31 protein-coding genes are annotated in these 24507 nt (G+C 49.9%); 26 read left to right on the top strand and 5 right to left on the bottom strand.

The features are described 5' to 3' along the window. Nucleotides 1–103 precede the first annotated feature (103 nt). Genes GWK77_03785 through aspS form a run of 3 tightly spaced genes read left to right on the top strand, consistent with a single transcriptional unit; the run spans nt 104 to nt 4691 of the window. A complete protein-coding gene (locus tag GWK77_03785) occupies nt 104–1903 on the top strand; it encodes a DUF262 domain-containing protein (GenBank protein ID QHU93264.1) in 1800 nt (599 codons plus the stop codon). After that, entirely contained in the window at nt 1903–2904 is a 1002-nt protein-coding gene (ruvB, locus tag GWK77_03780; protein QHU93263.1) for a Holliday junction branch migration DNA helicase RuvB, read from the top strand. The genes GWK77_03785 and ruvB overlap by 1 nt, the downstream gene beginning before the upstream one ends. Nucleotides 2905–2912: 8 nt before the next feature. Next, nucleotides 2913–4691: an aspartate--tRNA ligase gene (gene aspS / locus GWK77_03775; GenBank protein QHU93262.1), complete on the top strand. Its 1779-nt coding sequence runs from the start codon at nt 2913–2915 to the stop codon at nt 4689–4691. 45 nt (nt 4692–4736) lie between these two features. Here aspS and GWK77_03770 read toward each other — a convergent pair whose 3' ends face one another. Continuing rightward, a complete protein-coding gene (locus GWK77_03770) occupies nt 4737–5087 on the bottom strand; it encodes a MerR family transcriptional regulator (protein QHU93261.1) in 351 nt (116 codons plus the stop codon). Nucleotides 5088–5151: 64 nt separating this feature from the next. Here GWK77_03770 and GWK77_03765 point away from each other — a divergent pair, with 64 nt between their 5' ends. Genes GWK77_03765 through GWK77_03755 form a run of 3 tightly spaced genes read left to right on the top strand, consistent with a single transcriptional unit; the run spans nt 5152 to nt 7019 of the window. After that, nucleotides 5152–5982: an SDR family NAD(P)-dependent oxidoreductase gene (locus GWK77_03765; protein QHU93260.1), complete on the top strand. Its 831-nt coding sequence runs from the start codon at nt 5152–5154 to the stop codon at nt 5980–5982. Nucleotides 5983–6029: 47 nt separating this feature from the next. Then, entirely contained in the window at nt 6030–6443 is a 414-nt protein-coding gene (locus GWK77_03760; GenBank protein QHU93259.1) for an NUDIX domain-containing protein, read from the top strand. Between the two features lie 54 nt (nt 6444–6497). Continuing rightward, a complete protein-coding gene (locus tag GWK77_03755) occupies nt 6498–7019 on the top strand; it encodes a hypothetical protein (protein ID QHU93258.1) in 522 nt (173 codons plus the stop codon). 11 nt (nt 7020–7030) lie between these two features. On the opposite strand, the gene GWK77_03750 is transcribed toward GWK77_03755, so the two are convergent. After that, entirely contained in the window at nt 7031–7564 is a 534-nt protein-coding gene (locus GWK77_03750; GenBank protein QHU93257.1) for a hypothetical protein, read from the bottom strand. Nucleotides 7565–7622: 58 nt separating this feature from the next. On the opposite strand from GWK77_03750, the gene GWK77_03745 reads away from it, so the two are divergent. The 5 genes from GWK77_03745 (at nt 7623) to GWK77_03725 (ending at nt 10024) form a co-directional block, all read left to right on the top strand. Beyond that, nucleotides 7623–8387 (top strand): A/G-specific adenine glycosylase, encoded by a 765-nt coding sequence (locus GWK77_03745; protein ID QHU93256.1) that lies wholly within the window; start codon nt 7623–7625, stop codon nt 8385–8387. Nucleotides 8388–8481: 94 nt separating this feature from the next. Beyond that, nucleotides 8482–8703, top strand: coding sequence for a hypothetical protein (locus GWK77_03740; protein ID QHU93255.1), 222 nt, complete (start codon nt 8482–8484; stop codon nt 8701–8703). A 50-nt stretch (nt 8704–8753) separates the two neighbouring features. Next, on the top strand, nt 8754–9029 hold the full coding sequence (locus tag GWK77_03735; protein QHU93254.1) for a hypothetical protein: 276 nt from the start codon (nt 8754–8756) through the stop codon (nt 9027–9029). A 43-nt stretch (nt 9030–9072) separates the two neighbouring features. After that, nucleotides 9073–9615: a hypothetical protein gene (locus GWK77_03730; protein QHU93253.1), complete on the top strand. Its 543-nt coding sequence runs from the start codon at nt 9073–9075 to the stop codon at nt 9613–9615. Next, complete coding sequence (locus tag GWK77_03725) at nt 9608–10024, top strand: hypothetical protein (protein QHU93252.1); 417 nt, start codon at nt 9608–9610, stop codon at nt 10022–10024. Before GWK77_03730 ends, GWK77_03725 begins: the two co-directional genes overlap by 8 nt. Nucleotides 10025–10031: 7 nt before the next feature. On the opposite strand, the gene GWK77_03720 is transcribed toward GWK77_03725, so the two are convergent. Further along, nucleotides 10032–10934 carry a mechanosensitive ion channel gene (locus GWK77_03720; protein QHU93251.1) on the bottom strand — a complete coding sequence of 301 codons (903 nt, stop codon included), beginning with the start codon at nt 10932–10934 and terminating at the stop codon, nt 10032–10034. 21 nt (nt 10935–10955) lie between these two features. Between GWK77_03720 and trmB the strand changes: the two genes are divergently transcribed. Then, nucleotides 10956–11666, top strand: coding sequence for a tRNA (guanosine(46)-N7)-methyltransferase TrmB (trmB, locus tag GWK77_03715; protein ID QHU93250.1), 711 nt, complete (start codon nt 10956–10958; stop codon nt 11664–11666). Here the strand turns inward: trmB and GWK77_03710 are convergent. Beyond that, nucleotides 11642–12793, bottom strand: coding sequence for a hypothetical protein (locus GWK77_03710; GenBank protein ID QHU93249.1), 1152 nt, complete (start codon nt 12791–12793; stop codon nt 11642–11644). The two genes, trmB and GWK77_03710, sit on opposite strands and share 25 nt — an antisense overlap. Before the next feature lie 88 nt (nt 12794–12881). Here GWK77_03710 and GWK77_03705 point away from each other — a divergent pair, with 88 nt between their 5' ends. Both GWK77_03705 and GWK77_03700 read left to right on the top strand, forming a co-directional pair. Then, nucleotides 12882–13586: an NUDIX domain-containing protein gene (locus tag GWK77_03705; GenBank protein QHU93248.1), complete on the top strand. Its 705-nt coding sequence runs from the start codon at nt 12882–12884 to the stop codon at nt 13584–13586. After that, nucleotides 13576–13917 (top strand): hypothetical protein, encoded by a 342-nt coding sequence (locus GWK77_03700; GenBank protein QHU93247.1) that lies wholly within the window; start codon nt 13576–13578, stop codon nt 13915–13917. The genes GWK77_03705 and GWK77_03700 overlap by 11 nt, the downstream gene beginning before the upstream one ends. Here GWK77_03700 and GWK77_03695 read toward each other — a convergent pair whose 3' ends face one another. Further along, nucleotides 13918–14556, bottom strand: a complete 639-nt coding sequence (locus GWK77_03695) for an HAD-IA family hydrolase (GenBank protein ID QHU93246.1) — start codon at nt 14554–14556, stop codon at nt 13918–13920. It abuts the gene before it with no gap. 84 nt (nt 14557–14640) lie between these two features. Here GWK77_03695 and GWK77_03690 point away from each other — a divergent pair, with 84 nt between their 5' ends. The 12 genes from GWK77_03690 (at nt 14641) to GWK77_03635 (ending at nt 24507) form a co-directional block, all read left to right on the top strand. Further along, nucleotides 14641–16422, top strand: a complete 1782-nt coding sequence (locus GWK77_03690) for a type II/IV secretion system protein (GenBank protein ID QHU93245.1) — start codon at nt 14641–14643, stop codon at nt 16420–16422. Continuing rightward, the gene (locus GWK77_03685) at nt 16423–17649 is read left to right on the top strand and encodes a type II secretion system F family protein (GenBank protein QHU93244.1); all 1227 of its coding nucleotides are present in this window, start codon (nt 16423–16425) and stop codon (nt 17647–17649) included. A 60-nt stretch (nt 17650–17709) separates the two neighbouring features. Then, a complete protein-coding gene (locus tag GWK77_03680) occupies nt 17710–18759 on the top strand; it encodes a pilus assembly protein PilM (protein ID QHU93243.1) in 1050 nt (349 codons plus the stop codon). Then, complete coding sequence (locus GWK77_03675) at nt 18752–19312, top strand: hypothetical protein (protein ID QHU93242.1); 561 nt, start codon at nt 18752–18754, stop codon at nt 19310–19312. Before GWK77_03680 ends, GWK77_03675 begins: the two co-directional genes overlap by 8 nt. Further along, entirely contained in the window at nt 19309–19938 is a 630-nt protein-coding gene (locus GWK77_03670; protein ID QHU93241.1) for a hypothetical protein, read from the top strand. Before GWK77_03675 ends, GWK77_03670 begins: the two co-directional genes overlap by 4 nt. Beyond that, entirely contained in the window at nt 19935–20222 is a 288-nt protein-coding gene (locus GWK77_03665; GenBank protein ID QHU93240.1) for a hypothetical protein, read from the top strand. The genes GWK77_03670 and GWK77_03665 overlap by 4 nt, the downstream gene beginning before the upstream one ends. Nucleotides 20223–20249: 27 nt before the next feature. Next, nucleotides 20250–20834, top strand: coding sequence for a hypothetical protein (locus tag GWK77_03660; protein ID QHU93239.1), 585 nt, complete (start codon nt 20250–20252; stop codon nt 20832–20834). Then, complete coding sequence (gene tsaE / locus GWK77_03655; GenBank protein QHU93238.1) at nt 20831–21307, top strand: tRNA (adenosine(37)-N6)-threonylcarbamoyltransferase complex ATPase subunit type 1 TsaE; 477 nt, start codon at nt 20831–20833, stop codon at nt 21305–21307. Before GWK77_03660 ends, tsaE begins: the two co-directional genes overlap by 4 nt. Next, nucleotides 21304–21678 (top strand): hypothetical protein, encoded by a 375-nt coding sequence (locus tag GWK77_03650; GenBank protein QHU93237.1) that lies wholly within the window; start codon nt 21304–21306, stop codon nt 21676–21678. The genes tsaE and GWK77_03650 overlap by 4 nt, the downstream gene beginning before the upstream one ends. Before the next feature lie 155 nt (nt 21679–21833). Further along, a complete protein-coding gene (gene rny / locus GWK77_03645) occupies nt 21834–23324 on the top strand; it encodes a ribonuclease Y (protein ID QHU93236.1) in 1491 nt (496 codons plus the stop codon). Then, a complete protein-coding gene (locus GWK77_03640) occupies nt 23324–23848 on the top strand; it encodes an NUDIX domain-containing protein (protein QHU93235.1) in 525 nt (174 codons plus the stop codon). Before rny ends, GWK77_03640 begins: the two co-directional genes overlap by 1 nt. Nucleotides 23849–23868: 20 nt before the next feature. After that, nucleotides 23869–24507 carry a 2,3-bisphosphoglycerate-dependent phosphoglycerate mutase gene (locus GWK77_03635; GenBank protein ID QHU93234.1) on the top strand — a complete coding sequence of 213 codons (639 nt, stop codon included), beginning with the start codon at nt 23869–23871 and terminating at the stop codon, nt 24505–24507.

Genomic DNA, 24507 nt, shown 5'->3' with positions numbered 1-24507 from the left:
TTTATGGGGTTTGTGTTTTTGGATTCGTTGGGAGACACTTGAAGGGTGATTACTACTACATCTTAGCGTGAGTCTTATTCTCGGGGTGCTATAATAGACATATATGGAAGATACAAAATTTTCTCTTAATCAAACACCAATTAGTACTATTCTGGCCTGGGTAGAAAGCGGTGCAATTGCTATTCCGGAGATCCAGCGGCCGTTTGTATGGATGAGTTGGCAGGTACGCGATTTGATGGATTCGTTATATCAAGGCTATCCAGTCGGCTATATCATTACTTGGCAAAACCCAGACGTGAAGCTGAAGGATGGGTCGACGTCGCAGGGCAAGCGTATTTTGATTGATGGCCAGCAACGTATCACTGCACTCAGGGCAGCGATTAGCGGGCTTGATGTGATAGATAAAAAATATAAGAAAAAACGGATTGCTATATCGTTTAATCCGCTGACTGAGGAGTTTCGTACTCGTACAGTTTCAACTATTCGCGGTAAAGAATGGATTAGCGATATTGCTGAAGTGATGGTAAACGGCTATGATACGCTGACGTTTGTTGAAGAATATGCAGAAAAAAATCCGTCGTTAACGCGCCAAGAGGTTAATACGCGACTTAACCGTTTGATCCAGATTAAAAATAAGCAAATTGGTGAAATCCAGCTTAGTCCGTCTTTGGATATCAATATAGTAAATGAAATATTTGTCCGAATTAATGCTAGCGGTGTTAATCTTAGTAATGCCGATTTTGCGATGAGTAAAATTGCGGTTTATGAGAACGAGCCGGGTGATGAAATGGGCATGAAACTTCGTAAATTTATTGATTATTTTGCACATCTATCGGTTGCCCCCGAGCAGTTTGACATTATTAAGGAAAACGATACAGAATTTGCTAAAACTGATTATTTTACGAAAATATCTTGGCTTAAAAATGAAACAGATGACCTATATGATCCATCGTATAATGATATTATTCGGGTTGTTGGTTTGACGCAGTTTGCAAGGGGTAAACTTGGCGATATCGTGGCATTGCTTTCGGGTCGTAATTTTGAAACTCGCCAGGATGAAAAAGAAATTGCTGACGAGTCCTTCCGAAAGCTTGAGAAGGGTTTGTACCAATTTACAAACGAAAATAAATTTAAGCATTTTGTACAAAACATTTTGCGCGGCAGCGGTTATGACGAACCCAGTATGTTGATTGCTCGCAATGCAGTTAATTACGCCTATGCAATGTACCTGCGGCTATTTGATATTGGCGAAAATCATGCCGAAGCTAATTCGCTAGTTCGTAGATTGCTGGCAATTTCGTTACTGACTGGTCGCCATTCCGGCAGTTTTGAAACTAAGTTTGAGCAGGATATTAAACGGATTCAAAATCCTGGAGATTTGGCTAAATTTGTTGCTACGCTGGAAAAGCAGGAGTTGTCTGATATATTTTGGGACTCAACATTGGTTGATGAGCTTGATAAGCCGACGATAAATAATCCGTTTTGGCACATGTTTGTTGCGGCGCAGAATAAATTACTGAAGCAAGGATTCTTGTCGAAAAATAATATTGCCAGAGACTTGGCGACTGATGACGTGCATCACATTTTTCCTAAAAATTATTTAGTTAAGCATGGTTATGATAAAACTAAATACAATAGAATTGCTAATTTTGTACATCTGCGCAATGATATAAATATTTCAGTCGGAGATTTAGCCCCTCGCGATTACTTAAGCGATATTTTAAGTAGTAAAAATGACCATCACAGTGATATTACTGGCGAGGATGAACTAAAAAGCAACTTTAGTGACAATGCAATTCCAATTTTATTAATGAAGGCGGTGGCCGTTGATTATGAAGAATTTTTAAAACAGCGGCAGCGACTGATGGCTAAGATGCTAAAAGAATATTACAGGAGCTTATAATGGCAATTCAAAGAATAGTTGATACCAGTCCGCACGATGATGATGCTGAGGAGCAGCGAATTGAAATCAGTCTGCGCCCGCAGAGCTTTAGTGAGTATGTTGGTCAGGAGCGCTTGAAGCGCAACCTGCGCTTGGCAATTGAGGCGGCAAAGAAGCGTGGTGAGCCACTGGATCATGTACTACTCTACGGTCCACCAGGACTAGGCAAGACGACCATGGCGACGGTGATCGCCAATGAGATGGGCACGAATTTGCGCATTACCAGCGGTCCGGCCATTGAGAAAGCGGGCGATTTGGCGTCGATTTTGACCAACCTAGCGGACGGCGATATTTTGTTTATCGATGAGATCCATCGACTCGGTCGGGCGGTGGAGGAGATTTTGTATTCGGCCATGGAAGATTTCAAGCTGGATATCGTCATCGGCAAAGGCCCGGCGGCCCGGTCGATTCGACTGGACTTGCCGCGGTTTACGGTCATCGGTGCGACGACGCGGACGGGCAGTTTGGCGGCGCCGCTGCGCGATCGCTTCGGGCATATTTATCGCTTGGAATTTTATGAGCCAGAGGATATCGCTAAGATTGTGACGCGGAGCGCAGCCATTCTGGAGTCGTCGATTCGGCATGAAGCGGCGAACTTGTTGTCGACACGGGCTCGCTTGACGCCGCGCATCGCCAATCGCCTGCTCAAGCGCGTGCGCGACTATGCCGACGTCAACGGCGATGGCATAATTGATGTGAAAACGACAACGAGTGCTTTGGAAATGCTGGAGGTGGATGAGTTGGGATTAGACCCAGCCGACCGTAATTTACTACAATCAATCCTGGAAAATTATGGCGATAATCCGGTGGGACTAACGACCATTGCTGCTCTGACAGGCGACGAAGCAACGACGATCGAGGATTTTTATGAGCCGTATTTACTACAAATCGGCTTCATTGAGCGCACGCCGCGCGGCCGGCGGGTGACGCCAAAGGCGAAAAAACACATCAATATGCTATAATAACAGATATGAAAAAGAGAGTTTTGGCGATACATACCCCTGATAGGGTTGGTGAAGTGATTACAGTGGCTGGCTGGGTGCATTCCCGGCGCGATCACGGCGGGCTGATTTTTATTGACCTACGCGACCATACTGGCTTGGTGCAGCTGGTTATTAATCCTGAGCGCGCGGAAGCGTTTCGTTTGGCGGAGAGCTTGCGCGATGAGTTTGTGATTCGTGCTAGCGGCGTGGTGACGGAGCGCGGCGAAGGTTTGAAAAACCCAAATATTGCCAGCGGTGATGTGGAAATTGTGGTGGAAAATTTGGAAATTCTCAACCGAGCCGAGACCTTGCCAATCCAGCCGTTTGCCGAGGAGAATCAGGCAGGTGAGGACTTACGTTTTAAGTATCGTTACCTCGACCTGCGCCGCCCAAAGATGCAACAGATACTGAAAAAGCGCGCCGAAATGTACCGCCGGATGCATCAGTATATGGACGAGCGCCAATTCATCGAAATTCAAACGCCGATTTTGGCAAATTCCAGCCCTGAGGGCGCGCGCGATTTCCTGATCCCAAGTCGTTTGCAAGAGGGCAAGTTTTACGCGCTGCCGCAAGCACCGCAGCAGTTCAAGCAATTGCTGATAGTTGGCGGCGTGCCGCGATATTATCAGTTGGCGGCGTGTTTCCGCGACGAAGATCCGCGAGCCGATCGGTTGTATGGCGAGTTTTATCAGCTGGATCTGGAGATGAGCTTCGTTGAGGACGGCGAGGAGGTTCGCCAGGAAGTTGAGCCGCTGATGTGTCAGTTAGCGACTGATTTTGCAGGCAAGGAATTGCTGGATTTGAGTGGTCTCGCGGTCGGTGACGGCAGTCCAATTCCGCGCATTTCCTACCGCGACGCCATGGAGACATATGGCTCGGACAAGCCGGACCTGCGCTTCGGTATGGAGCTGATTGAACTAACCGATGTCTTTGCTAACACCGAATTTGGTGTGTTCAAGAACGCCGAGTGTATAAAGGCGATTTGTGTTAAAAATGGCGCCAGTCTTAGCCGTAAGCAAATTGACCAATTCACTGACATTGCCAAGAGCGAGGGGGCGGGCGGTTTGGCGTACATCACCTACCAAGACGGCGAAGCGAAATCGCCAATTGCTAAGTTCTTGAGTAAAATAGAGCTGTCTTCAATCCAACAAAAAACTGGTGCAGTTGATGGTGATGCAGTTTTCTTCGGTGCCGACACTCGCTCAGTCGTCAACGCCGTGCTTGGCCGTCTGCGAAACGAATTTGCCGCCCATTTCAACCTGAAAGACCCGAGCGTGGTAGCGTTTGCTTGGATTATCGATTTTCCATTCTATGAATGGGACGACCACGGCAAGAAGCTTGATTTTGGACACAACCCATTTGGTATGCCAAAGGGCGGTATAGAGGCGCTGGAGTCGGCGAAGACTGACGCCGACAAGCTCGCCATCGTGGCTGACCAATTCGACATGGTGATGAACGGCTATGAAATCTGCTCCGGCGGTGTGCGCAACCACAACCCAGCGGTGCTATACAAAGTATTCGATTTGCTCGGCTTTAGCGAAAGCTACGTCGAGGAAAAGTTTGGGGCCATGCTAAACGCCTTCAAATACGGCGCACCACCGCACGCTGGCTGTGCCTTTGGTGTCGACCGCATCCTTATGGAACTTATTGACGAAACTAATGTCCGCGAAACCTTAGCCTTTCCAAAGAACGGCTCGGGCGTTGACGTGATGATGGATTCGCCATCAACGGTTGATCCAGCGCAGATAAAGGAGTTGGGACTGTAGTAGCCTCCCAAAGTAGGTAGCAGATGCTCAATTATGGCAATGTAGCTAGGAATGGAGCTGTGTTATTTTGCTTTTTAATATCGCTTCTATTGCATCAAGCTCAGACTTTTTCTTTCGTACCATCGCAATCTTTTTATGCAATATATCAATAGCCGTATCGGGTGTAATCTGGCCGTCATTCCATTCCTTGATGTATTGCTTGATCTCCATCAGCGTAAAGCCTGCTGACTTAGCGAGGCGTATTTCCGTGAGGTACTCGAGTGCACTCTCGTCGTAGTCTGAATAACTGCGGCTTCCAGCAGGACGTTGTGTTACCGGTAAAATACCGAGTTTTGTATAGTAACGAATGGTATCAATAGAAACACTAGATTTTTTGGAAAGTTGATGAATTAGCATGGTAAAACCTCCCTCATCATTACCTATTGACTATAGAGTATACTCCATAGATTATACTACTATTATGAGTAGAAAAAAGTATAATTCAAATCATAAAGTAGTGTTAATTACTGGAGCATCCAGCGGTATCGGAAGAGCGACCGCCGAGCTGCTTTTGCAGAAAGGCCACATAGTGTACGGATTTGCTCGAAATAGTGAGGTGCTTCAAGAAATTAAAGGCCTTCGGCCAATACCAGGTGATATGAAAGATGAAAAATCACTTGAGGCTGCGGTAAAAAAGATTTGTGACGAACAGGGAAGAATAGATGTACTTATCAATAATGCTGGCTATGGATTACTGGGGGCGGTAGAGGATATTCCAATTGAACAGGCCCGCAGGCAGTTTGAGGTGAATGTATTTGGGTTGGCTAGGCTGACGCAGCTTGTGCTGCCTAGCATGAGAGAGGCGGGTTCGGGCTTGATTATTAATATGTCATCGGTTGGAGGCAGAGTGTATTTTCCGCTCGGTGCCTGGTATCATGCTTCAAAGCACGCTATCGAGGGGTTTTCCGATAGCTTGCGGCTAGAGCTGCAGGAATACAACATCAAGCTTGTGATAATTGAGCCTGGCTTGATCGCTACAAATTTCTACAAATTAGCTGAAGAGCCGCTTACTCGTTATTCGTCAAATGGTGCCTATAGCGGCGTGGCAAAGGCAATATCGCACAACTTATCTCAGTCATATAGGACCATGTCACCGCCTAGCGTGGTTGCGTATACAGTAGCGACAGTTATTGAGAGTAAGCATCCACGACGTCGGTATCTTGTTGGTAAATTGGCGAGAGTTCTCTTCTACGCACGGCATCTCTTGGGCGATGGCGTCTTTGAGCAAATAGCTAAAAAACAGACAAGGTAAGTGAAGTTACTTGCCGGTCGGGGTCTAGGTTTGGTATAGTGACATTGATGTATGATCGACACGAAGTTAGCGTAAAAGTGGCGTTGTATAGTAGTGATGGCGAGCGGGCGCTGCTGATGTATTATCCGCGCGATGATGGTTTTGGCCTGCCGGGCGGGCATATTGACGCTGGTGAAACGCCTGACGTGGCATTGAGGCGGGAATTACGCGAGGAGCTGGGCGTTACAATTGATGCGACCCCAGCTGATTTTTATGTGCGCGATCCGCAGGGCGGTACCGTCAAAGACCATAAAATTATTCTTGGCTACACGGCCACGGTTGACGGTAACATTGAACTACCGGACCGAGCGTGTGATGGCGGCGAGGAACGACCAGTCTGGTTGATGCGGACAGAAGTTGAAGCTACTGACAAGCTCGCGCCGGGTTATCGGGATTTTTTGTTGAAGTGGTGGCTCGATTGATGTGTGGTGTATAAATTTGACCATATTTTTATAGTATGATATAAAATTCACACGATGCACGAGAAATTACGTCGCGTTACTGCCGAAGAATTTTACGTGGCAATAAAACAAGCTATGGCTGGTGATAGCAGGGGGTGTTTTTTGTCTGATTACTCACAGGTTAATTACGAAATGATGGTGACGGTTCTTATGTATAATGATCAGGCTGGGTTTGCTCTTGAGGGGGATAATTTGGCAAATATCTTTAGTTCAAGACAAAACCCTGTGAAACAGTCGCTAGACATTATGATGCCGTCGGTGTTATCTTTTGGAGTGACAAAATTAGATTGTTTTGGTGAGGATTTATGTCGTAAATACGCTAAGTACGGGTTCGCGGCAGTTGCTGTAACACGGTTTCTTGATGAATACGCCCCTCGTAATTGGGATTACGGGAAATTTGGCAGGCCCGCTGTATACTTTATGGCGCAAGCGCAAAAACTACCAAAGGGATCTCTCAATAATGTAACAGATAGTGTACCGTATCTATCGTATGATGAGGCCTGGGCGTACCGGGAAAGATTACTCGGTGGCATCTGACACGCTATTGATTATAACTGAACACCCAGCCACGCCGCCAATACATCACCGGCAAAGTACGCCAGTCCAGCGGCGACCGCCCCGAGGAGTAGGGTGATAGCAGCTTCTCGCCATGGTGATTGCTTGCCAACTTTGCCTTTGATGAAGCCAATTGCTAGGAAGGCAACCGCTGTTAGCGCGGAGCTGACATAAAACAGGGTGGTGCCTGGTACTTTTGAGACTGCAACGACATCAATCAGGTAAGGCAGCACCGGTACGCTACCGACGGCGACGAAAGCTAGGAAGGTGACTGCGCCGATGATTTTAGGAGAGGCTCGCTTTTGTGTATCGCGGGCTGACTCTTCGTGTTCGGCGCTGGCTGCCAGGTAAGCACTAGAACCCATTGAAAAGCCGTCAGCAATTAAATTTGCAACGCCCAAAATGAGGATAACTGCACTGGAAATACCGGCTCCGGCCGAAGCTGCCACTACGGCAAAGGTTGTGACTGTGCCATCAACTGCACCGTACACAAATTCCGAAATGTATCGTCTAAAAAGTATTTTCATAACCGTGCCATTATAGCACAATTAGGTGTTGTGAGTTTTATTCGCGTATACTAAAGCAATGACGACTGATGATTTTCAGGCGCTGATCCACCAAAAAGGCCGCGAGCTCTACCGACCAATGCCGTGGCGCGATCAGCCAACGCTCTACTATGCGTTGGTGAGTGAGCTGATGCTGCAGCAAACCCAGGCTGCTCGCGTCTTGACGAAGTTCAGCGAGTTTACTGCGAAGTTTCCGGACATTGAATCACTGGCAGCTGCTGAGCTGACAGAAGTACTGCGTGCGTGGCAGGGGCTGGGCTATAATCGCCGCGCTCGATACCTCCACCAAACAGCGCGAGCCATCGCTGGTGGTGCTCTGGCGGCCACCCTTCATGACCTTGTCCAGCTGCCGGGCATTGGCGTCAATACTGCTGGTGCTATCATGAACTATACTTACCAAGTACCAACGCCGTTCATTGAGACCAATATTCGCACAGTCTATCTCAATCATTTCTTTGCGGACCAGACGGCAGTCGCGGATCGTGACATACTGCCCATTGTCGAGCGGACGATGGACCGGGCAAATCCGCGCCAGTGGTTTTGGGCACTAATGGACTATGGTAGTGAGCTCAAATCTCAGGGAAAGGGTAAATTGTCCGCCAGTCGCCATTACGCCAGGCAATCGCAATTCACTGGCAGTCTCCGCCAGATGCGCGGTGAGATTTTGCGTCGATATGTTGGCGGGCAGTCGCTGGCCGAAATTACCGCCGAGCTACAGGATGATCCGCGATTTGCGGCGGCACTGGATGGTCTGCGACGGGACGGTCTCATTACTGCAAAGTGACAGAACAGAGCGCTAAGCTATTGACATTTCAAACCGCCTATGCTATCATAGCCACAGTCAATACGACAAACATAAACAGTAACAAAGGAAAGGTATGGAAGACATGCAAACAGTTATTATACTGATGACCGTAGTGATTATTATTCACTCGGTGACGATTATCGTCTTGTTCGGTGTAATAATTTCACTGCTGACGAAGCTCAAGCGCCTCGTCAACCAAGCTGAAACGGCGGTGTCTAACATCGCTCAAGCGACTGAGTGGTTGTCTCCAGTAAAATTATTTACTGAAGTTGTGCAACTCTTTCGCAAAAAATAGTCAATCTGTTCCATATATTAATTTAATAGAAACAAACAAGGAGATATTATATGAAAAAAGTATTAACAGTTCTCGGCGCCGCAGCGGCTGGTTTCGCGGCTGGTATTTTGACCGCACCAAAAAGTGGCAAGGAAACTCGTGCTGACATCAAGAAAAAAGCTGGCGAGCTAAAAACTGCCACTGTCAAGACTGCCAAAAAAGCCCAGGCCGCCGCTAAAGACAGTGCTGAAGCGGTCAAGGCAGGTGCTCAGAAAGTTGGCGATGTCGTTACTGGAACTGCTCGTACCGTCAAAGCCGATACGGAAAAGCATTTCAAGAAGTCGTAGTAGCAGTTTGACCTAAACGCAAAAACGCGAGATAATAAAAAAGATGAAACATCTTCGTAGTCTCGCGTTTTTTGTGTGCGGTATTAGCCTGGCCGGCGTAATGATACGGTCGGGTATTGCTGTAGCACAGACTGCGCTGAGTTCGCCGCCGCTCCATCTGATCCGCAGTCAGTGTCAGTCCATTCGTTCGACATTGCAGCGGATTCAGCATAACGATGCCTTGCTGCGGGTTAACGCCGGCCAAGCATACAACACGATATCGACTAATCTCATTGCCAAACTAAATAGCCGCTTGGCATTGGCGCAGATTGATAGCTCGCGGATGGTGATGATCGCTCGCGACTACGAGGAGGCGCGCAAGGCGTTTGCCCAGCAGTACAATGAGTATGAGTCCAACTTGACGGCGTTGGTCAAGACAGATTGTACCGACAAACCGGGCGAATTTTACGCACAGCTGATCAAGACGCGCGACGCACGTCGACAGGTCAGTGAGTCGGTGACGACGATGAGTAAACTGGCGGCGGATTATCGTGTGGCGGTAGAGCAGCTCAAAGTGAAGCTATCGAGCGGAGGTGGTCGTGGATAAGTTTAAGCGACTCGGCTGCCAGATGGCCAAGTTAATTATGCAGCATAAGTTACCGACGATGGTAGTTAGCGTGATCATGGTGTCGATCGTGCTCGTTGGTATATCGATGCACTTATATTACTCGTCAGATGCTTTCCGAGTGGACTTGAGTCGGCCGGACTATGTACCGTATCGAGCGCAGATTGATAATTCCAATAATCATAATCGAGACATGTTTGAGGCGCAGGGTGAGGTGACGGGCAAAGTGCTGGATGATTTTCTACAAAAATATAAGCAAGAAGAAAAGAAAGCTGATGGTGCGCGGGCGTTTGCTAGCGATGTGTTAAGCGATGATCAGCTGGGCGTCAGTGGTAGTGGCAATGGCGCGGGCAGTACGACGACACAGGGTCAAGACGGTTCGTCAGAGTGAGTTATGATTACTTTTTATGCGTTATCGCTGTTGGGATAACAGCTAGTTCGATCTCTTGTTTTTCAAATTCTTTGAGGAGCCGGCGGCGCATCTCTGAGGTAACCGCCCATTGATCGGATGGCTGAACCTTACCGGCAACGATCAATTCAACCGAGCGGCCGGTGATATCACCGACGGAGACAAATTTTGGCGGTTCAATGATTTTCTTATCCCAAGACTTTTCCTTGCTCAGTTGCTGGCCGGTCTCGTTGATGATATCAGCGGCGCGGCTAATGTCGGTGCTTGGATCGAGCTGCAAGGTAAAGCGCGACATGCTATACCCCATCGTTTTATTGATGACATGCTGGATGGTGCCATTTGGTAAGTAGTGCACATTACCGTCAGCATCGCGGAGCACGGTTGACCTGGTACCGACGCGCTCGACAGTGCCGCTCGCACCCATGACGTCAACGACGTCGCCGACTCGGTATTGATTTTCAGCGATGATAAAGATGCCGGCCAGAAAATCTTTGACAAGTGACTGCGCACCGAATCCGAGCGCTACGCCAATGATGCCGGCGCTGGCAAACAGTGGCGACAAGTCGAAGTAGAATAACTTACTGGCGACCATGGCGGCGATATAGGCAATAATAGTGATGCGCCAAAAACTACGGATCAGCTGCGTCAGCGTATTTTCGCGCTTTTCGATATCTTTGCGGTGCCATGAGCGGTGCTTGGCGGTGGAGTGGATCGCGTAGCGAATTGCCCAAGTAATGAAGATGCGGCCAAGATAATAAACGATAACCGTGCCGATGACGATGCTGACTGTCTCAACCATCCGCTCGCTTACCAGCCAGCCTAGTCCATGCTCGGTCATCCATTCATCAAAGCGCGACGAATTTAACAGTTGTTTGATAAGCGTATCCGTCATGAGTTTAGTATAATGAAAAGTATGAGTTTTGTCGATCCAAATCAATTCGTTATCACTCGGCGGCGCAAGAAGTATAAATTTGCGTTATTTAACAATTCGCCGCTTTGTTTTGAGTATGATGAGTGGGCACCGCGGTCGATTGATGTGCTGGAGGTCGGTGCGGGAACGGGACTGTTTAGTGTCGAGCTGGCGGCGCGCCATCCCGAGCAGCGGTTTCTGGCGGTTGATGTTAAGGCCGATCGACTGCAGAAAGGGGCGCGCGTGGCCGAGCGGCGTGGCCTCACGAACATCTGGTTCGTGCGGGCGCGGGCGGATCAGCTGGGTGAGTTATGTGAGGCTGGATCACTCAGTCAGTTGTGGGTCACTTTCCCCGATCCATTTCCACGCCAGCACTCCAGCGGTCGGCGTTTGACGCACCCGCATTTTTTAACGCAGTACGCAAAGTTGCTTGATGAGGGCGGCGAGCTACTACTCAAGCACGATGATCACGACTTTTTCTGTTGGAGCTTGGAGCAGCTGGTGGTGGCTGGCTGGCAGCTTCGGGAGCTAACGTTTGATCTGCACGAATTGGAGCGACTTGATGAGGAGAGCGATGCCCGAATCATGACAACCTACGAACAGCGGTGGGTTGGCGAGGGGAAGGCGATTGGGTTTGTGCGAGCAGTCGACCATCGGATTAATGAAAGCCAAAGTGAGCCCTCATCCCCTCAGGCATTGGTTGGTTGCTGTTGAGCATGATATGCTGGCTCGGCCTCACTCAATAAATAGAGTAGATTTTCCGAGGGGTCGCAAAATTGCGGACGTTCGTTAAGGTCGCGCAGGATACGCCGACCAATACAGGTGGCGATTGGGGTTGGTATTTCGTAGACGAGGCTATTATCGGTGATAATATCAGGTGATTTGGCGTAGATCCCCTCAACGATAATTACTTCTGCTGGGCTAAGCGTACCCGCTATATATGGCTCCGCGGTTTGCCAATTCATGTGGCGATGGTATATCTCCTTATCATTAATGAGGTTTTGTAGATCGACGGCCATTGTTTCGGTGTCGTATACAAACGGGTCATCCCAGTGCCGCCATGGCTGATGATTATTGCGGTAATAAAGATAGGTTGCCCCACGATGATAGTCATCAGTTGACATAGTAATTGAATTAATGTTGAGCTCATCCAGCCGCTTGCGGAGTTGTTTGACGATGGTTGATTTACCAGAGCCACTACGGCCAGCGATATGGATGATGCGCGGAGAGTTTGCGGTAGGGGTGAGAATATCAGAAACAATAGTATCAATGTCAAGCTCCGGCTGAATTGACAGCGCCTCCCGCCCCTCGTGTTGTCGTCGGAAGTCGTAGTGCGCCTGCCACTCACTGGTAGCCATTATTTCACCGGTCACTTCCATGAATATATTACCAAACTGGTCAGTAAATTGTTGCCATGATCCATTATCTTCTAATTCAGCTTGTACTAGGCCGTCGTTTTCGAAAAAATCAATAACGACACCGGGTAGCGGTTCGGCGCGTAGTTTGCGGATAATTGGTGTCTCGTCGTTACGGTAGTATTCATATAACTCGGGGCTAATCTCAGTCGTCACCTCTAGCCGACGCAGACCATCGCCACTCCGGAAGCCATTGTCTTTGAGGGTTGCTTCGTAATGTAGCTTGCCGGTATCACGCTTAAGGGTTGAGCGGAGTCGTAGGCTGAATAGCTCGTCTGGGTGCGATAGATAAAACTGTTCAATCGGCTCAGCTTCTTTGCGTAGATCGGTGAGTTTTTCCGGAAAGATAGCCATGAATTTACGCTCAGTCTCTACGGGCAATCTCCCTTCAAATTCGGGTGTGTGGATGAGTGATTCGATTGACATAAGCGTCGCTCCTTTAGTTGTGTTGATGACACTAGTGATTGTAGTGTAGAATTACTAGTATGAATAGCAAGTATAATTTGACTCAACTATGATTGACCAATTTATCCCCGAACATCACATTCAGAAGCATATCCTTGGCGTGTTGATGCATATGAAATATGCGCGATTTCGGGATATGCGGCCGCCAAAAGTGGATACCAATCTCTATACCTACCACTTAAATATACTGAAGAAGCGAGGATTTGTCATCAAGACGGATGACGGATACTGTCTGGGGCGGGAGGGGTTGTCGTACGTCGATAGAGTTAGTATTAAATCGCTCAAAATTCGTACCCAACCAAAAATTATTACTATGATTGTCGTCCAAAATGCTAATGGTGATGTGTTGCTCCAGCGGCGCACTAAGCAGCCGCATGTCGACACCTGGACACTGCCCTATGGCAAGCTGCATATTGATGACGAGTCGGTATTGGCTGCTGCTCAACGGGAGGTACGCGAGAAATTGGCGGTGGACAAGCTACCGCTGACACACGCGGGTGATTGCTATATTCGTGTCCTTGTGGGGAAGGAAATATTATCATCAACGTTGGCGCACGTGTTTTATGGTGAGACTGATGAAGTCGTGGCGGGCAGAGAATTGGTGTGGGCCCGTCCGCATCGATTGGCGGATTATGACTTAGCACCAGCGGTTGAGCAAATCGTAGCACGAACATTCTTCCGGGACCCGTTCTTTTTTGAGGAATTTGTGGCAGAATTAAATGAGGTAATTGAAAGGAGAGACTATGACAATTGATGAGTATGCCAAGAAGGCTATCGCGACACTAATTGGTACGCATGAATATGGGGACGTTGATGCGCGGCTGATGGCGCAAGTACTTGGGCTAGTTGGCGAGTCGGGCGAAGTGGCTGAAAAGTTCAAAAAGCTGGTTCGTGACAAGCAGGGCGTGTTAACAGACGATGACCGCACAGAGATTCTCAAGGAATTAGGCGATGTGTTGTGGTATGTCAACGCAGTGGCACACCTGCTCGGTTCTAGCCTCGAGGAAGTTGCCCAGATGAACAACCAAAAGCTCGCCAGCCGCCAAGCCCGCCAGCAGCTGCACGGGCGGGGTGATAATCGCTGATCATAGCACAACGCCAAGGGATAGTAGTTTATCGGTTATTCCCATAATGATCGTTTGCTCAGTTTGCGCTTGTGTTGCTTGGCGCATTGCGAGGAGGGTATGCATGCCACAAGCCGCTGCTGCGTCGAGATTATTTTGATGATTGTCAATAAACAGTACGTGCTCTGGATGGTCAGATAGGTTTAATGCTGAGAGGGCAGATGTAAATGCACCCCGTTCAGGTTTGTGGTAACCAATCTGCCACGATAAAAGACATGGTCTAAAACCGTCATAGATACCTGCTTGCTGCAAGATAGCAGAGTGGCTCGGCATAGCATTGCTGAGGATACCGATCTGTAGTCCATGCGTCGTCAATGAACGTGCAAATGTGATGACATTTTGGAAGTATACTTGATGATCACGGAAGCCACGAGTTAGCCGATCGTATTGCTCTGGGGATGGATGATCACAACCTAGCCTCCGCAGAAATACGCTCTCGTCTATGAAACCACTTTCGTAGTCGTGCAAGGCTTTTGGCCATTGTTGGTCGAAATGATCGGGGTTGTGCAGGGCGTTTCTCAGGTCACTTTGGATGTCGTAGTCACTTACAAGTACACCACCAACATCAAAAAGGATTGCTGAAATTACTGAATCGTTCATGTCTGATATTGTAACATGTACTACTTTTTCTCTTTTTATTGAACTCCCATACGATATGCGCTATACTCAAGCATAAGGGTAATTATGCGCATTTCTGACAGTAGTATTGAGAAGATTTTGCGCCAGGGTGAGGTAATTTCTGAGTCACAGCTGGCCGAGTTAAAGATGGAGGCGGAGCGCACGCACCATTCATTGCAGACGATTATCTTGGAGCGCAAGGTCTTGAGCGAGGTCCAGCTCGGGCAAAAGATTGGTGAATATATCAATGTGCCGTTTGTGACCATTGAGCCAAAGGATATCCCTGATGACGTCCTCAAGCGCATCCCCGAGCACATCGCTCGCCAGTATAATGTTGTGTTGTTTGCGGCCGACGATAACGGTGTCTTGAGTTTGGCGATGGAAGATCCGGATGATGTGCAGGCGCTGAACTTCATCCAGAAAGAGATTGGCTATAACATCAAGGTGTTCCTGGCGACAAAAAATAACATTCTTGACTGCCTGGAGAATTATCGCGGTAATATTACCGATGAGCTGGATGAGGTGGTGTCAATCCAGAGCGGTGCTGAATCAGATTCACAAAACGTCTCTGAGGAGGAGATTTCTGAGAATTCGCCGATCGCCCAGACGGTTAACTTGCTGCTGGAATATGCTATCAAGTCGGGTGCCTCAGATATCCACATTGAGCCGCGTGAGGATTTCGTCCAGGTTCGTTACCGAATTGATGGTGTGCTCAAGGAAGTAAATAAGTTGCCGCGCAATGTCCAAGGTGCGCTGGTTAGCCGCATCAAGATCTTGTCAAACCTAAAAATTGATGAACGCCGCGTGCCGCAAGATGGTCGCTTTAAGATCAAGGTTTCGGGTAAGCAGTACGCGCTGCGTGTGTCGACGCTGCCGATCGCTGATGGCGAGAAAATCGTCATGCGTATTTTGGACGAGTCCAACCAGGCAGTTGCCCTCGATAGCCTTGGCTATTGGGGGTTGTCGCTGAGTACACTTAAAGACGCTATGGCGCAACCAAATGGTATGATCTTGGTGACCGGGCCAACTGGTTCGGGAAAGTCGACTAGCTTGTTTAGTGTGCTATCAGAACTTAATACGCCAGATGTGAATATCTCAACCATTGAAGATCCGGTTGAATACAAGATCCCCGGGGTTAACCAAACCCAGACTAACTCAAAAGCCGGCATGACCTTCGCTTCAGGACTGCGCGCACTGCTCCGCCAAGACCCGAACATCATCATGGTTGGTGAGATTCGCGACGGCGAGACCGCCAACCTCGGTGTGCAGGCAGCGCTGACTGGACACTTGGTGTTCTCAACCCTCCACACCAATAATGCAGCGACCTGTCTGCCGCGCCTATTGGACATGGGAATTGAGCCGTTCTTGATCGCTTCGACGGTCAAGGCGGTGATCGGCCAGCGCTTGGTGCGGCGGCTGTGTATGCATTGTCGTCAGCAGTATGTGCCGGACGCTGGGGAGCTCGCCTACATCGTTCAGATGTTTAATCTCAAGCAGGGCTCGATGCAGCGGCTGCACGCACTGGAGCAGCAGGCGGCGGCTGATAAGATTGGTGGCAATACACCGCTCGGCTCGACTGACGTGACGATTCAATATTTATGGCGGCCAAATCCCGAGGGTTGCGATGAGTGCGGCCATAACGGCTTCAAGGGGCGCGTCGGTATCTACGAGGTTCTCGGTATTTCGATTCCAATCCAAAAGATGATCACCGCCAATGCCACCAGTAATGAGATTCAGCAGCAGGCGATTACTGAAGGAATGGTGACAATGCAGACGGACGGTTTTGTCAAGTCGCTGCGTGGCGTGACAACGCTAGAGGAAGTTTTGAGAGCAACAAGGGAGCAATAAATGACAAAATTTAAATATATCGCAACTAAAAATAACAATCAGCCGATCAACGGCGAGCTAGAAGCCAGTAGCCGCGCCAGTGCTATCCAGCTCATTCAAGCTCAGGGTATGAGGTTGGTCGACCTCAAGGAGGCTGGTGACGAGAAGAAAGGTTTTCGCTTTGGGGGTGGCAAGAAGTCAGTGCCGACCGAGGAGCTGGTTGGTTTTACCAGGCAGCTTAGTACCATGGTGTCTGCCGGTGTACCGATTCTCAGGTCGCTCAACTCAATGGCGCAGCACGCCGAGAGTCCGCATTTTCGCGAGATTTTGAACGCAGTATCTAAGGAGATTGAAGGCGGTGCCTCGTTCGCTGATGCGCTGAGTAAGCACCCCGAGGCCTTCAGCGATGTGTACGTGAACATGGTGCGGGCTGGTGAAACGGGTGGTATTTTGGACGATATTTTGAAGCGCCTGGCCCTGCAGCAGGAAAAGAACTCATCAATGAAAAAGAAGATCAAGAGTGCTATGACCTATCCGATGGTGCTGATAGTCATCACCATCGGGGCGTTCTTTGGTTTGATGATTTTTGTCTTGCCAATGATTGGCAAGACGATTAAGGATCTGGCGGGCGAGGACGCAGAGCTGCCGGCACTGACGCAGATACTGATGAGTATCAGCCAGTTTATGGTGAGTTTTTGGTATATTATTTTCCCGTTATTATTTGGCGGTGTGTATGCGCTTCTTCGCTATATCAAGTCGCCAGGAGGCAAGGTTAAGTTCCATCATTTCGTCCTGAAAGCGCCGATCATCAGCAAGATTATTCGCAAGGTGGCGGTGGCACGGTTTACCCGTACCTTCTCGGCGCTGATTGGTGCGGGCGTGTCGGTACTGGAGGCACTGGAGGTGACGGCCCGGGCAGTCGGCAACACAGTATATCAAGATTCATTGCTTGATGCTGCCAAGCGCATTAAGAATGGCGAGGTTTTGTCGCGGATTATCAATGAGCGCGAAGACCTCTATCCGCCAATCGTTGGCCAGATGCTGGCGGTCGGTGAGGAAACGGGGCAGACGGATAAGGTGCTGGTCAAGGTGGCGGATTTTTATGAAGAAGAGGTTGATGCGGCGATTAGCGGTTTGAGCTCGACGATTGAGCCGGTGATGATCGTCTTTATGGGCGGTATGGTCGGCTTGATCGCGGCAGCGGTGATGATGCCGATTACTGGGTTAGCAAATCAAATTAAGGGGTAGTTGGTTTTTTAAAATGCTTATGCTATACTTAACAAAAAGAAAAGATGTGGGCAAACGATAGTGGCAAATATTTTCTACAAGTCAAAGCCGATCATCGGGCTTGATATTAACAAGGCCGGCGTTCGGGTAATGTCAGTCGATATGGCGCGGATGACGGTGCACGGATACGGCGCAATTGAGCTGGATCCGGCGAAGGACGAGAGCGATGACCGGGCAGAGTATCTCTGCGGCAAGATTAATCAAATGTTTGAAAAGAATATTGTTGGGCGGCTCGGCAGTAACCGCGTGGTGCTGGGACTACCGACGACCAAGACATATGCACGTACCTTTGCGCTGCCGATCAAGCAGGAAAATAAGATTGAAGAGGCGGTGAATCTCGAGGTTGAACAGTATGTGCCGATGCCGCTTGATTCGCTCTACGTCGATCATCAGATTATCAAGCGCGGCAAAGAAAATTTATCAGTCTTGATGTGCGCGGTGCCGCAAAAGATCGTTGACGAGCAGCTAGCGATTGTTGAGTCATGCGGTATTGAGGTGGCGATGATTGAGCCGAGTATCAATGCGGTGGCGCGACTACTTGAGCGAACCAAAGAGGGGTCGCTACCAACAGTTATCGTTGACATCGGCCCGGCGACGACTGATATCGCTATTCTTGATGCGGCAATTCGCGTGACCGGTGGTCTAAACATTGGTGGCAATACATTGACGCTTGACATCGCGAAAAAATTGAACGTACCACTTGAGACGGCGCACCAATTCAAGGTGCTTAATGGCCTCAACACTGGCCCGCGCCAAGAAAAAATTACCGAGGCACTAAAGCCGAGTCTGCAGCGGATCATCGGTGAAATCCAGAAAGTTATTCGTTACTACACCGATCGCTTCCCGGATGAATCGCGCCTTGAACAGGTGCTAATCGTTGGTAGCGGCAGTAGCGTGCCGGGGCTTGGTGAGTACTTTACGGGCGAGCTGACCTTACCAGCACGAGTGGCTAGTCCGTGGCAGTCGCTGAACTTTAATAATTTAGCACCACCGGCCAAACAGCTACGACCGCGGTTCATGACGGCAGCTGGTTTGTCGCTAGTGCGAGCGGAGGAGATTTGGCATGATTAATCTGTTACCGCCGAAAGTTAAACGCGAGATTGTCGCTGGCCGGTCAAATGTGATACTGTGGCGTTACTGCGTGGTGTCGTTGATTCTTGGCTTCTTACTCATCGTGGCGACAGCGGGTATCTACTTTATTATGGCGCATACTCGGACAACTGCTCGACAGACGATTGAAACGGGTAATCGTCGAGCGCTGCAATATCAAAAAGTTCAGCAGGATTATGAATCGTTCAGCGCAAACCTCAAGATTGCCAAGGCGATCATTGATAAAGATGTGCGGTATTCAAAGGTAGCACTCAAGATCGCTCAGGCGATGCCGTCAGGAACAATTTTGCAAACGTTGACACTGGATAGCAAGAAGCTCGGTACGCCGATGACTATCAACGCACGCGGTAAAACGTATGGCGATGCGCTGCGGCTCAAGGACAGTTTTCAGCAGTCAAGCCTCTTTAAGGACGTTAATCTCGCCTCGGCGGTGGCCGAAAAAGAAAACAAGGACGGCTATCCGATCAATATTACAATTAATGTGACGATGGTGCCGGAGGTTGCGAAGCAATGAGTGAGAGAAAACGAGAAAAAATGACACCGGCGGTGACTATGCGGATCGTCTTTGCGCTGTCGCTGGTACTGATCTTGGTCGGCATGGGAGGGGTCGTCTATTTTGGCTACACCATGCTGCAGGGTACTGCCGAGGAAGTTTCTAAGATTCAGACTGAGGCAAAAGCGGTTGATGCTAAAGTGCAGAATCTAGCGCGGCTGGAAAAAGAGATGGAGAAATATAAGGATAGTGTTGCCAAGGCGCAGCAGCTAGTAGCAGAAACGCAGCAGTATCAGTATCAGAACCAGATTATCAATGACCTCACGGCCTACGCCAATAAATCTGGTGTTGGCATTGCTGGGTTCACCTTCACATCAGGTTCGGCTGGAGCCAAATCAAACTCGGGCTCATCAGGCACTTCGGGTACGAATAATAGCTCCGGTTCAAACAGCGCTGCTGGGCCGAAAAGTATGAAAGTGTCGGTCCGCCTCAACGAAAAAACAGACTATATGGCACTCCTTCGATTTATGCATTTAATTGAGCAGAACTTGACACGGATGCAAATTGCTAGTGTCAGTATGTCCAAGACCGAGGGGACAGGTCAAGTGAATACACAAACCTTGGAAGTGGAGGTATATGTTCGATGAAAAACTCACCTGATATTTCACAAATCGGTACGCTAGTATCGCGGTTTTTCCATCGCTACCACGTTATTCTCTATACGTTGACAGTGGTGGTTGGTGTATCGGTGGCAATTTTCCTGCTCTACAGCCTGCTCGCCTCGTCAAATCCAAAAGAAGATACCATCCAACAACAGACGACGCGATTTGACCAGAAGACAATTGACCAGATCAACAGTTTCCGTACGCGCGATACCGCCAACGCCAATTTTAGTCTGCCGGCAGGGCGGACGAACCTGTTTGCCGAATAGCGTGGATATCGCTATAATGTGAGAAGTATGCTAATTTCTGCTGAACGATTTGATAACGCACCGGTGATGAGCCTACAGACTGGCTCAGAGTTAGCCCGGACGTCGCGAGCGGTGATCGACCCGCGCAATTTATCGATCGTGGCGTATGAGCTGGAGGGACCGACGCTTGATCAATCGCCGAGTTTACTACGGATCGCCGATGTGCGGGAAATTGGGCCGCTAGGTCTGATCATTGATTCGGCGGACGAGCTGATTATGCCGAGCGACGTCCTGAAGATCAAGGAAGTGTATCAGTTTCAGTTCGCACTAGTTGGTAAGCAGGTTATTGATGAAAAAAAGCATAAGGTCGGTAAGGTCATCGGCTATACGCTAGAGGCTGGTAATTTTGTCATTCAGCAGCTCCGGGTGCGGCGACCGCTGCTCAAGAGTTTTGGCGATACTGAACTGCTGATTCATCGTTCGCAGATTGTTCGCGTGACTGACGAACATATCGTTGTCAAGACGCCAGAGATCCGCCACAAGGAGCCGGTCGTGCAGCCACAAGCAACGTTCGAAAATCCATTCCGAAAGGCGCACCCTGCGGCCGAAGCTGACGGCAGCGACAGCAAATGAACCAAATTATTACCAGCACCGCAGCGATGCAGCGGCTGGGTCAAGTGATTGGGCGCAGCCTGAAGGGTGGTGAGGTGATTGAGCTGGTCGGGGACATCGGCGCTGGCAAGACGACGCTAACGAAAGGTGTTGCCAAGGGGCTCGACATTACTGAACCGGTGCAGAGCCCAACATTTACTATTTCCCGTGTGTACCAGTCGCCGGGCGGCTTGACGCTGGCTCATTATGATTTTTATCGATTGGGTGAGGCGGGCATCATGGCGGAGGAAATTCATGAGGTAACCATGCAACCACAGACCGTGACAGTGATTGAGTGGGCTGGTGCCGTCGAGCAGGTGCTGCCAGCCGATCGACTGACAGCGAGGATTCTAGCAATTGACGAACAGTCGCGGCGTGTCACGCTGAGTGCTGGCGGGCCGACGAGCCAGGCACTCCTCGCGGTAATCAGCGCGGCGGACGAGGAGTCGGCGTGATTATTCTGCTCGATACATCGACGATGACGTGCTATCTAACGATCGTTCAGGGCGATACCCGGCGAGAGGTGGCTTGGGAAGTGGGTCGTGGTTTGGCTCGGGGGCTGCTACGATTTTTGGATGAACAGACCGGCGATATTCACCACATCAGTGGTATCGGCATCATGCGTGGGCCGGGTAGCTTTACGGGACTGAGGATTGGCTGTGCGGTGGCAAACACGTTGGCGGAGGGACTCGGTGTTCCGATCGTTGGCAGTAGTGGCGATCACTGGCGAGATGACTGCCTGGAGCGGCTGAAGTGCGGCGAAAACGACACGATTATTCTCCCCGAATATGGCGGCGAAGCTCACATCACGGCTCCGCGCAAATAGTGGTATTTTCCTCCGCAATATCGTACAATAAAAGTAAGGCGGCTTTAGATTAGTGGCTTGGGCCGTTTTATTGCATCAGTTGAATATGGTCAGTCGTTGATACATTTCTCGGGGTGTATACCCGGGGCGATTGGTCAGAAAAGAAAGGAAATCATATGGTAGGAATAGTTATTGGCGGCTTGGTTGGCGCGGCACTTGGCGTGGGCGGTTTTTACGCCTATCAGCGAACAAGGCAAGCTAATGGCAAGTCGCAAATTGAGCGTGACATTGCCGAGGCAAAGAGTAAGGCCAGCGACATTGTCCTGAAAGCTAAGGACGAAGCCTTAAAAATCGAAAATGAGCGCCGGCGCGAGTGGCAAAAGACCGAGAATCGGTTGGCGGATCGCGAGCAGACGCTGGATCGGAAATTGGACGAACTAGATAAGCGGGCGGAGAAGCTGCGTACGCACGAGGATGAGGTTGACAATCTCAAGGAAGAGATTCGCACTATCCGCACGCGTCAGCAGGAGAAGCTCGAGAAGATTGCCGGCCTAAAGAAAAAGGATGCTGCCGACAAGCTCATGCAAATGACCGAGCGCGATATCAAGAACGACCTAGTTAGCTTGGTGTCGAAATTACAACATGAGGCTATGGATGATGCCGAGGAACGGGCGCAGATGATCTTGCTCACAGCGATGGAGCGGATGAGCAGCGAGGTGACAGCTGAGCGAACAGTCACGGCCGTCAAACTGACTGATGATGAGATGAAAGGTCGAATCATTGGCAAAGAAGGCCGCAACATTCAGGCGTTGCAGCGCGAGACTGGTGTCGATATTTTGGTGGATGACACGCCGGGTATGATTGTGCTCTCAAGCTTTGATCCAATTCGCCGGCAAGTGGCTCGCTTGAGCCTCGAGATGCTGATGAAAGATGGCCGCATCCATCCAGCGCGCATCGAAGAAGTCGTCGCCAAGGCGAAAAAACAGATCGATAAAGAAGTCAAGCAGGCTGGCGAGGATGCCATGCGCGAGACGGGCGTCGTCGGCATCCCGAAGGAAATGCAGCGACTGCTAGGTGAGCTGAAATTCCGAACGAGTTACGGGCAGAACGTATTGAAGCATTCCACCGAGATGGCTCAGATGGCTGGAATGATCGCTGAGGAAATTGGTGCCGATGTCCGCATCACGAAAATCGCGACACTGCTGCATGACGTTGGCAAGGCGGTGACGCACAAGATCGAGGGCAAGCATCACCACATCGGTGCCGAGCTAGCGCGCAAATACGGCATGGATGAGCGGATCGTTCACGCCATCGAAGCGCATCACGATGATATCGAGGCGACGACACCAGAGGCACTGATCGTGCGAGTGTGCGACGCTGCCAGCGCTGCTCGGCCAGGAGCGCGCAATATTTCGGCTGAGAACTTTGCTGAGCGGATGCGTGATCTAGAAAATGTAGCAACCAGCTTTGCCGGCGTTGATAAGGCCTATGCGATATCGGCCGGGCGTGAAGTGCGGGTGATTGTCCGGTCAGAGGACATTGATGATCTAAGCGCATTTAAGTTATCGCGCGATATTGCCACCAAGATTGAATCGACCATGCAGTACCCAGGCACCATCAAGGTTAACGTTATCCGCGAAACACGGGCAATCGAGTATGCAAAATAATGAGAAGTGGTTGGTTGCCGCATGAGGAGTGGCTGAAGACGCAGGACACTCGGATCGCCAGCGCCGCACTGCTGATCGAAAATTCAGCGGGCGAGCTGCTCACAGTCAAGGCGTATTACAAGACGCATTGGAGTCTGCCTGGTGGTATGGTTGACGCTGGCGAAACGCCGCTACAGGCAGCACTTCGCGAAACCCAGGAAGAGGTCGGTCTAGTGGTTGCTGAGGAGGAAGTTTCGTTTTTTGCGGTGGCGTCACGCTCCAGCGACAAAGGGCTGGCGCATCAGTATGTGTTCAAGGCAGTACTGGACGATGAGCGGCTGGAGCGAATTGTCTTGCAGCAGTCAGAAATTGATGCTTATCAGTTCCTGAGTCGTGATGCAGTGCTGGCAAGCAATGAAGGATTCGCGTGGTCAATACCGCATTGGGCTCTTCATCGGCCAGGCGGTTATGTCGAGACGCGAATCGTTGACAGCGATGACGAACGTCAAGAGGCGGTTACGCAATTCGTGGGATTTGGTTCGTAGGAAAAATAAACGGAGGAGGAATGATGGGAATATTGGTTATCAGTCGACACGGCGAGAGTGAATGGAATCTGCTCGGCAAGTGGACGGGCTGGACTGACGTGGGACTTACGGAAAAGGGGCGGGCCGACACAGTGCGGCTGGGTGCTCTACTCAAAGACATCAGGTTTGATGAGGCGTATACGTCGGCGCTGCAGCGGACGCACCAAACGCTGGACGCATTGCTCGAGGGGCGCGGTAAGGGCAGTTTACCAACAACGCAGGCGGCCGAGCTGAACGAGCGTGATTATGGTGATCTGACCGGTAAAAATAAGTGGGAAGTCAAGGCTGAGATTGGCGAGGAAGCGTTCAATGGCATCCGACGCGGTTGGGACTATCCGGTGCCGGGCGGTGAAACGCTTAAAGACGTCTATGCGCGGGTCGTGCCATACTTTGAGCGAGAAATTCTACCGAAATTACAGGCGGGTGAGAACATTCTATTGGTGGCGCATGGTAATTCTATCCGTGCGTTAATGAAGCACCTCGACCACGTACCAGAAGCAGATATGGCCCATGTGGAAATGCCGTTTGGTCAGTTACTGGTTTACACCTTTGAGCCGACGTCTGATCTACCGACGAATAAAGACGTGCTGTCGGTGGAGATTGAGGCGGTGAACGCGTAG

It is taken from the genome of Candidatus Saccharibacteria bacterium oral taxon 488 (genome assembly GCA_010202645.1).
Classification (GTDB): Bacteria; Patescibacteriota; Saccharimonadia; order Saccharimonadales; family Saccharimonadaceae; genus Nanosynbacter.
This window is presented reverse-complemented; position numbering and strand designations above follow the sequence as displayed.

Bases quoted from the DNA above. Each gene is read 5' to 3' on its own strand.
- aspS (QHU93262.1), top strand. From the start codon at position 2,913: ATGAAAAAGAGAGTTTTGGCGATACATACCCCTGATAGGGTTGGTGAA.
- GWK77_03770 (QHU93261.1), bottom strand. From the start codon at position 5,087: ATGCTAATTCATCAACTTTCCAAAAAATCTAGTGTTTCTATTGATACC.
- rny (QHU93236.1), top strand. From the start codon at position 21,834: ATGGTAGGAATAGTTATTGGCGGCTTGGTTGGCGCGGCACTTGGCGTG.
- ruvB (QHU93263.1), top strand. From the start codon at position 1,903: ATGGCAATTCAAAGAATAGTTGATACCAGTCCGCACGATGATGATGCT.
- trmB (QHU93250.1), top strand. From the start codon at position 10,956: ATGAGTTTTGTCGATCCAAATCAATTCGTTATCACTCGGCGGCGCAAG.
- GWK77_03685 (QHU93244.1), top strand. From the start codon at position 16,423: ATGACAAAATTTAAATATATCGCAACTAAAAATAACAATCAGCCGATC.
- GWK77_03665 (QHU93240.1), top strand. From the start codon at position 19,935: ATGAAAAACTCACCTGATATTTCACAAATCGGTACGCTAGTATCGCGG.
- GWK77_03710 (QHU93249.1), bottom strand. From the start codon at position 12,793: ATGTCAATCGAATCACTCATCCACACACCCGAATTTGAAGGGAGATTG.
- GWK77_03765 (QHU93260.1), top strand. From the start codon at position 5,152: ATGAGTAGAAAAAAGTATAATTCAAATCATAAAGTAGTGTTAATTACT.
- GWK77_03720 (QHU93251.1), bottom strand. From the start codon at position 10,934: ATGACGGATACGCTTATCAAACAACTGTTAAATTCGTCGCGCTTTGAT.
- GWK77_03785 (QHU93264.1), top strand. From the start codon at position 104: ATGGAAGATACAAAATTTTCTCTTAATCAAACACCAATTAGTACTATT.
- GWK77_03735 (QHU93254.1), top strand. From the start codon at position 8,754: ATGAAAAAAGTATTAACAGTTCTCGGCGCCGCAGCGGCTGGTTTCGCG.
- GWK77_03760 (QHU93259.1), top strand. From the start codon at position 6,030: ATGTATGATCGACACGAAGTTAGCGTAAAAGTGGCGTTGTATAGTAGT.
- GWK77_03730 (QHU93253.1), top strand. From the start codon at position 9,073: ATGAAACATCTTCGTAGTCTCGCGTTTTTTGTGTGCGGTATTAGCCTG.
- GWK77_03740 (QHU93255.1), top strand. From the start codon at position 8,482: ATGGAAGACATGCAAACAGTTATTATACTGATGACCGTAGTGATTATT.
- GWK77_03690 (QHU93245.1), top strand. From the start codon at position 14,641: ATGCGCATTTCTGACAGTAGTATTGAGAAGATTTTGCGCCAGGGTGAG.
- GWK77_03695 (QHU93246.1), bottom strand. From the start codon at position 14,556: ATGAACGATTCAGTAATTTCAGCAATCCTTTTTGATGTTGGTGGTGTA.
- GWK77_03705 (QHU93248.1), top strand. From the start codon at position 12,882: ATGATTGACCAATTTATCCCCGAACATCACATTCAGAAGCATATCCTT.
- GWK77_03700 (QHU93247.1), top strand. From the start codon at position 13,576: ATGACAATTGATGAGTATGCCAAGAAGGCTATCGCGACACTAATTGGT.
- GWK77_03670 (QHU93241.1), top strand. From the start codon at position 19,309: ATGAGTGAGAGAAAACGAGAAAAAATGACACCGGCGGTGACTATGCGG.
- GWK77_03660 (QHU93239.1), top strand. From the start codon at position 20,250: ATGCTAATTTCTGCTGAACGATTTGATAACGCACCGGTGATGAGCCTA.
- GWK77_03640 (QHU93235.1), top strand. From the start codon at position 23,324: ATGAGAAGTGGTTGGTTGCCGCATGAGGAGTGGCTGAAGACGCAGGAC.
- tsaE (QHU93238.1), top strand. From the start codon at position 20,831: ATGAACCAAATTATTACCAGCACCGCAGCGATGCAGCGGCTGGGTCAA.
- GWK77_03635 (QHU93234.1), top strand. From the start codon at position 23,869: ATGATGGGAATATTGGTTATCAGTCGACACGGCGAGAGTGAATGGAAT.
- GWK77_03750 (QHU93257.1), bottom strand. From the start codon at position 7,564: ATGAAAATACTTTTTAGACGATACATTTCGGAATTTGTGTACGGTGCA.
- GWK77_03675 (QHU93242.1), top strand. From the start codon at position 18,752: ATGATTAATCTGTTACCGCCGAAAGTTAAACGCGAGATTGTCGCTGGC.
- GWK77_03745 (QHU93256.1), top strand. From the start codon at position 7,623: ATGACGACTGATGATTTTCAGGCGCTGATCCACCAAAAAGGCCGCGAG.
- GWK77_03755 (QHU93258.1), top strand. From the start codon at position 6,498: ATGCACGAGAAATTACGTCGCGTTACTGCCGAAGAATTTTACGTGGCA.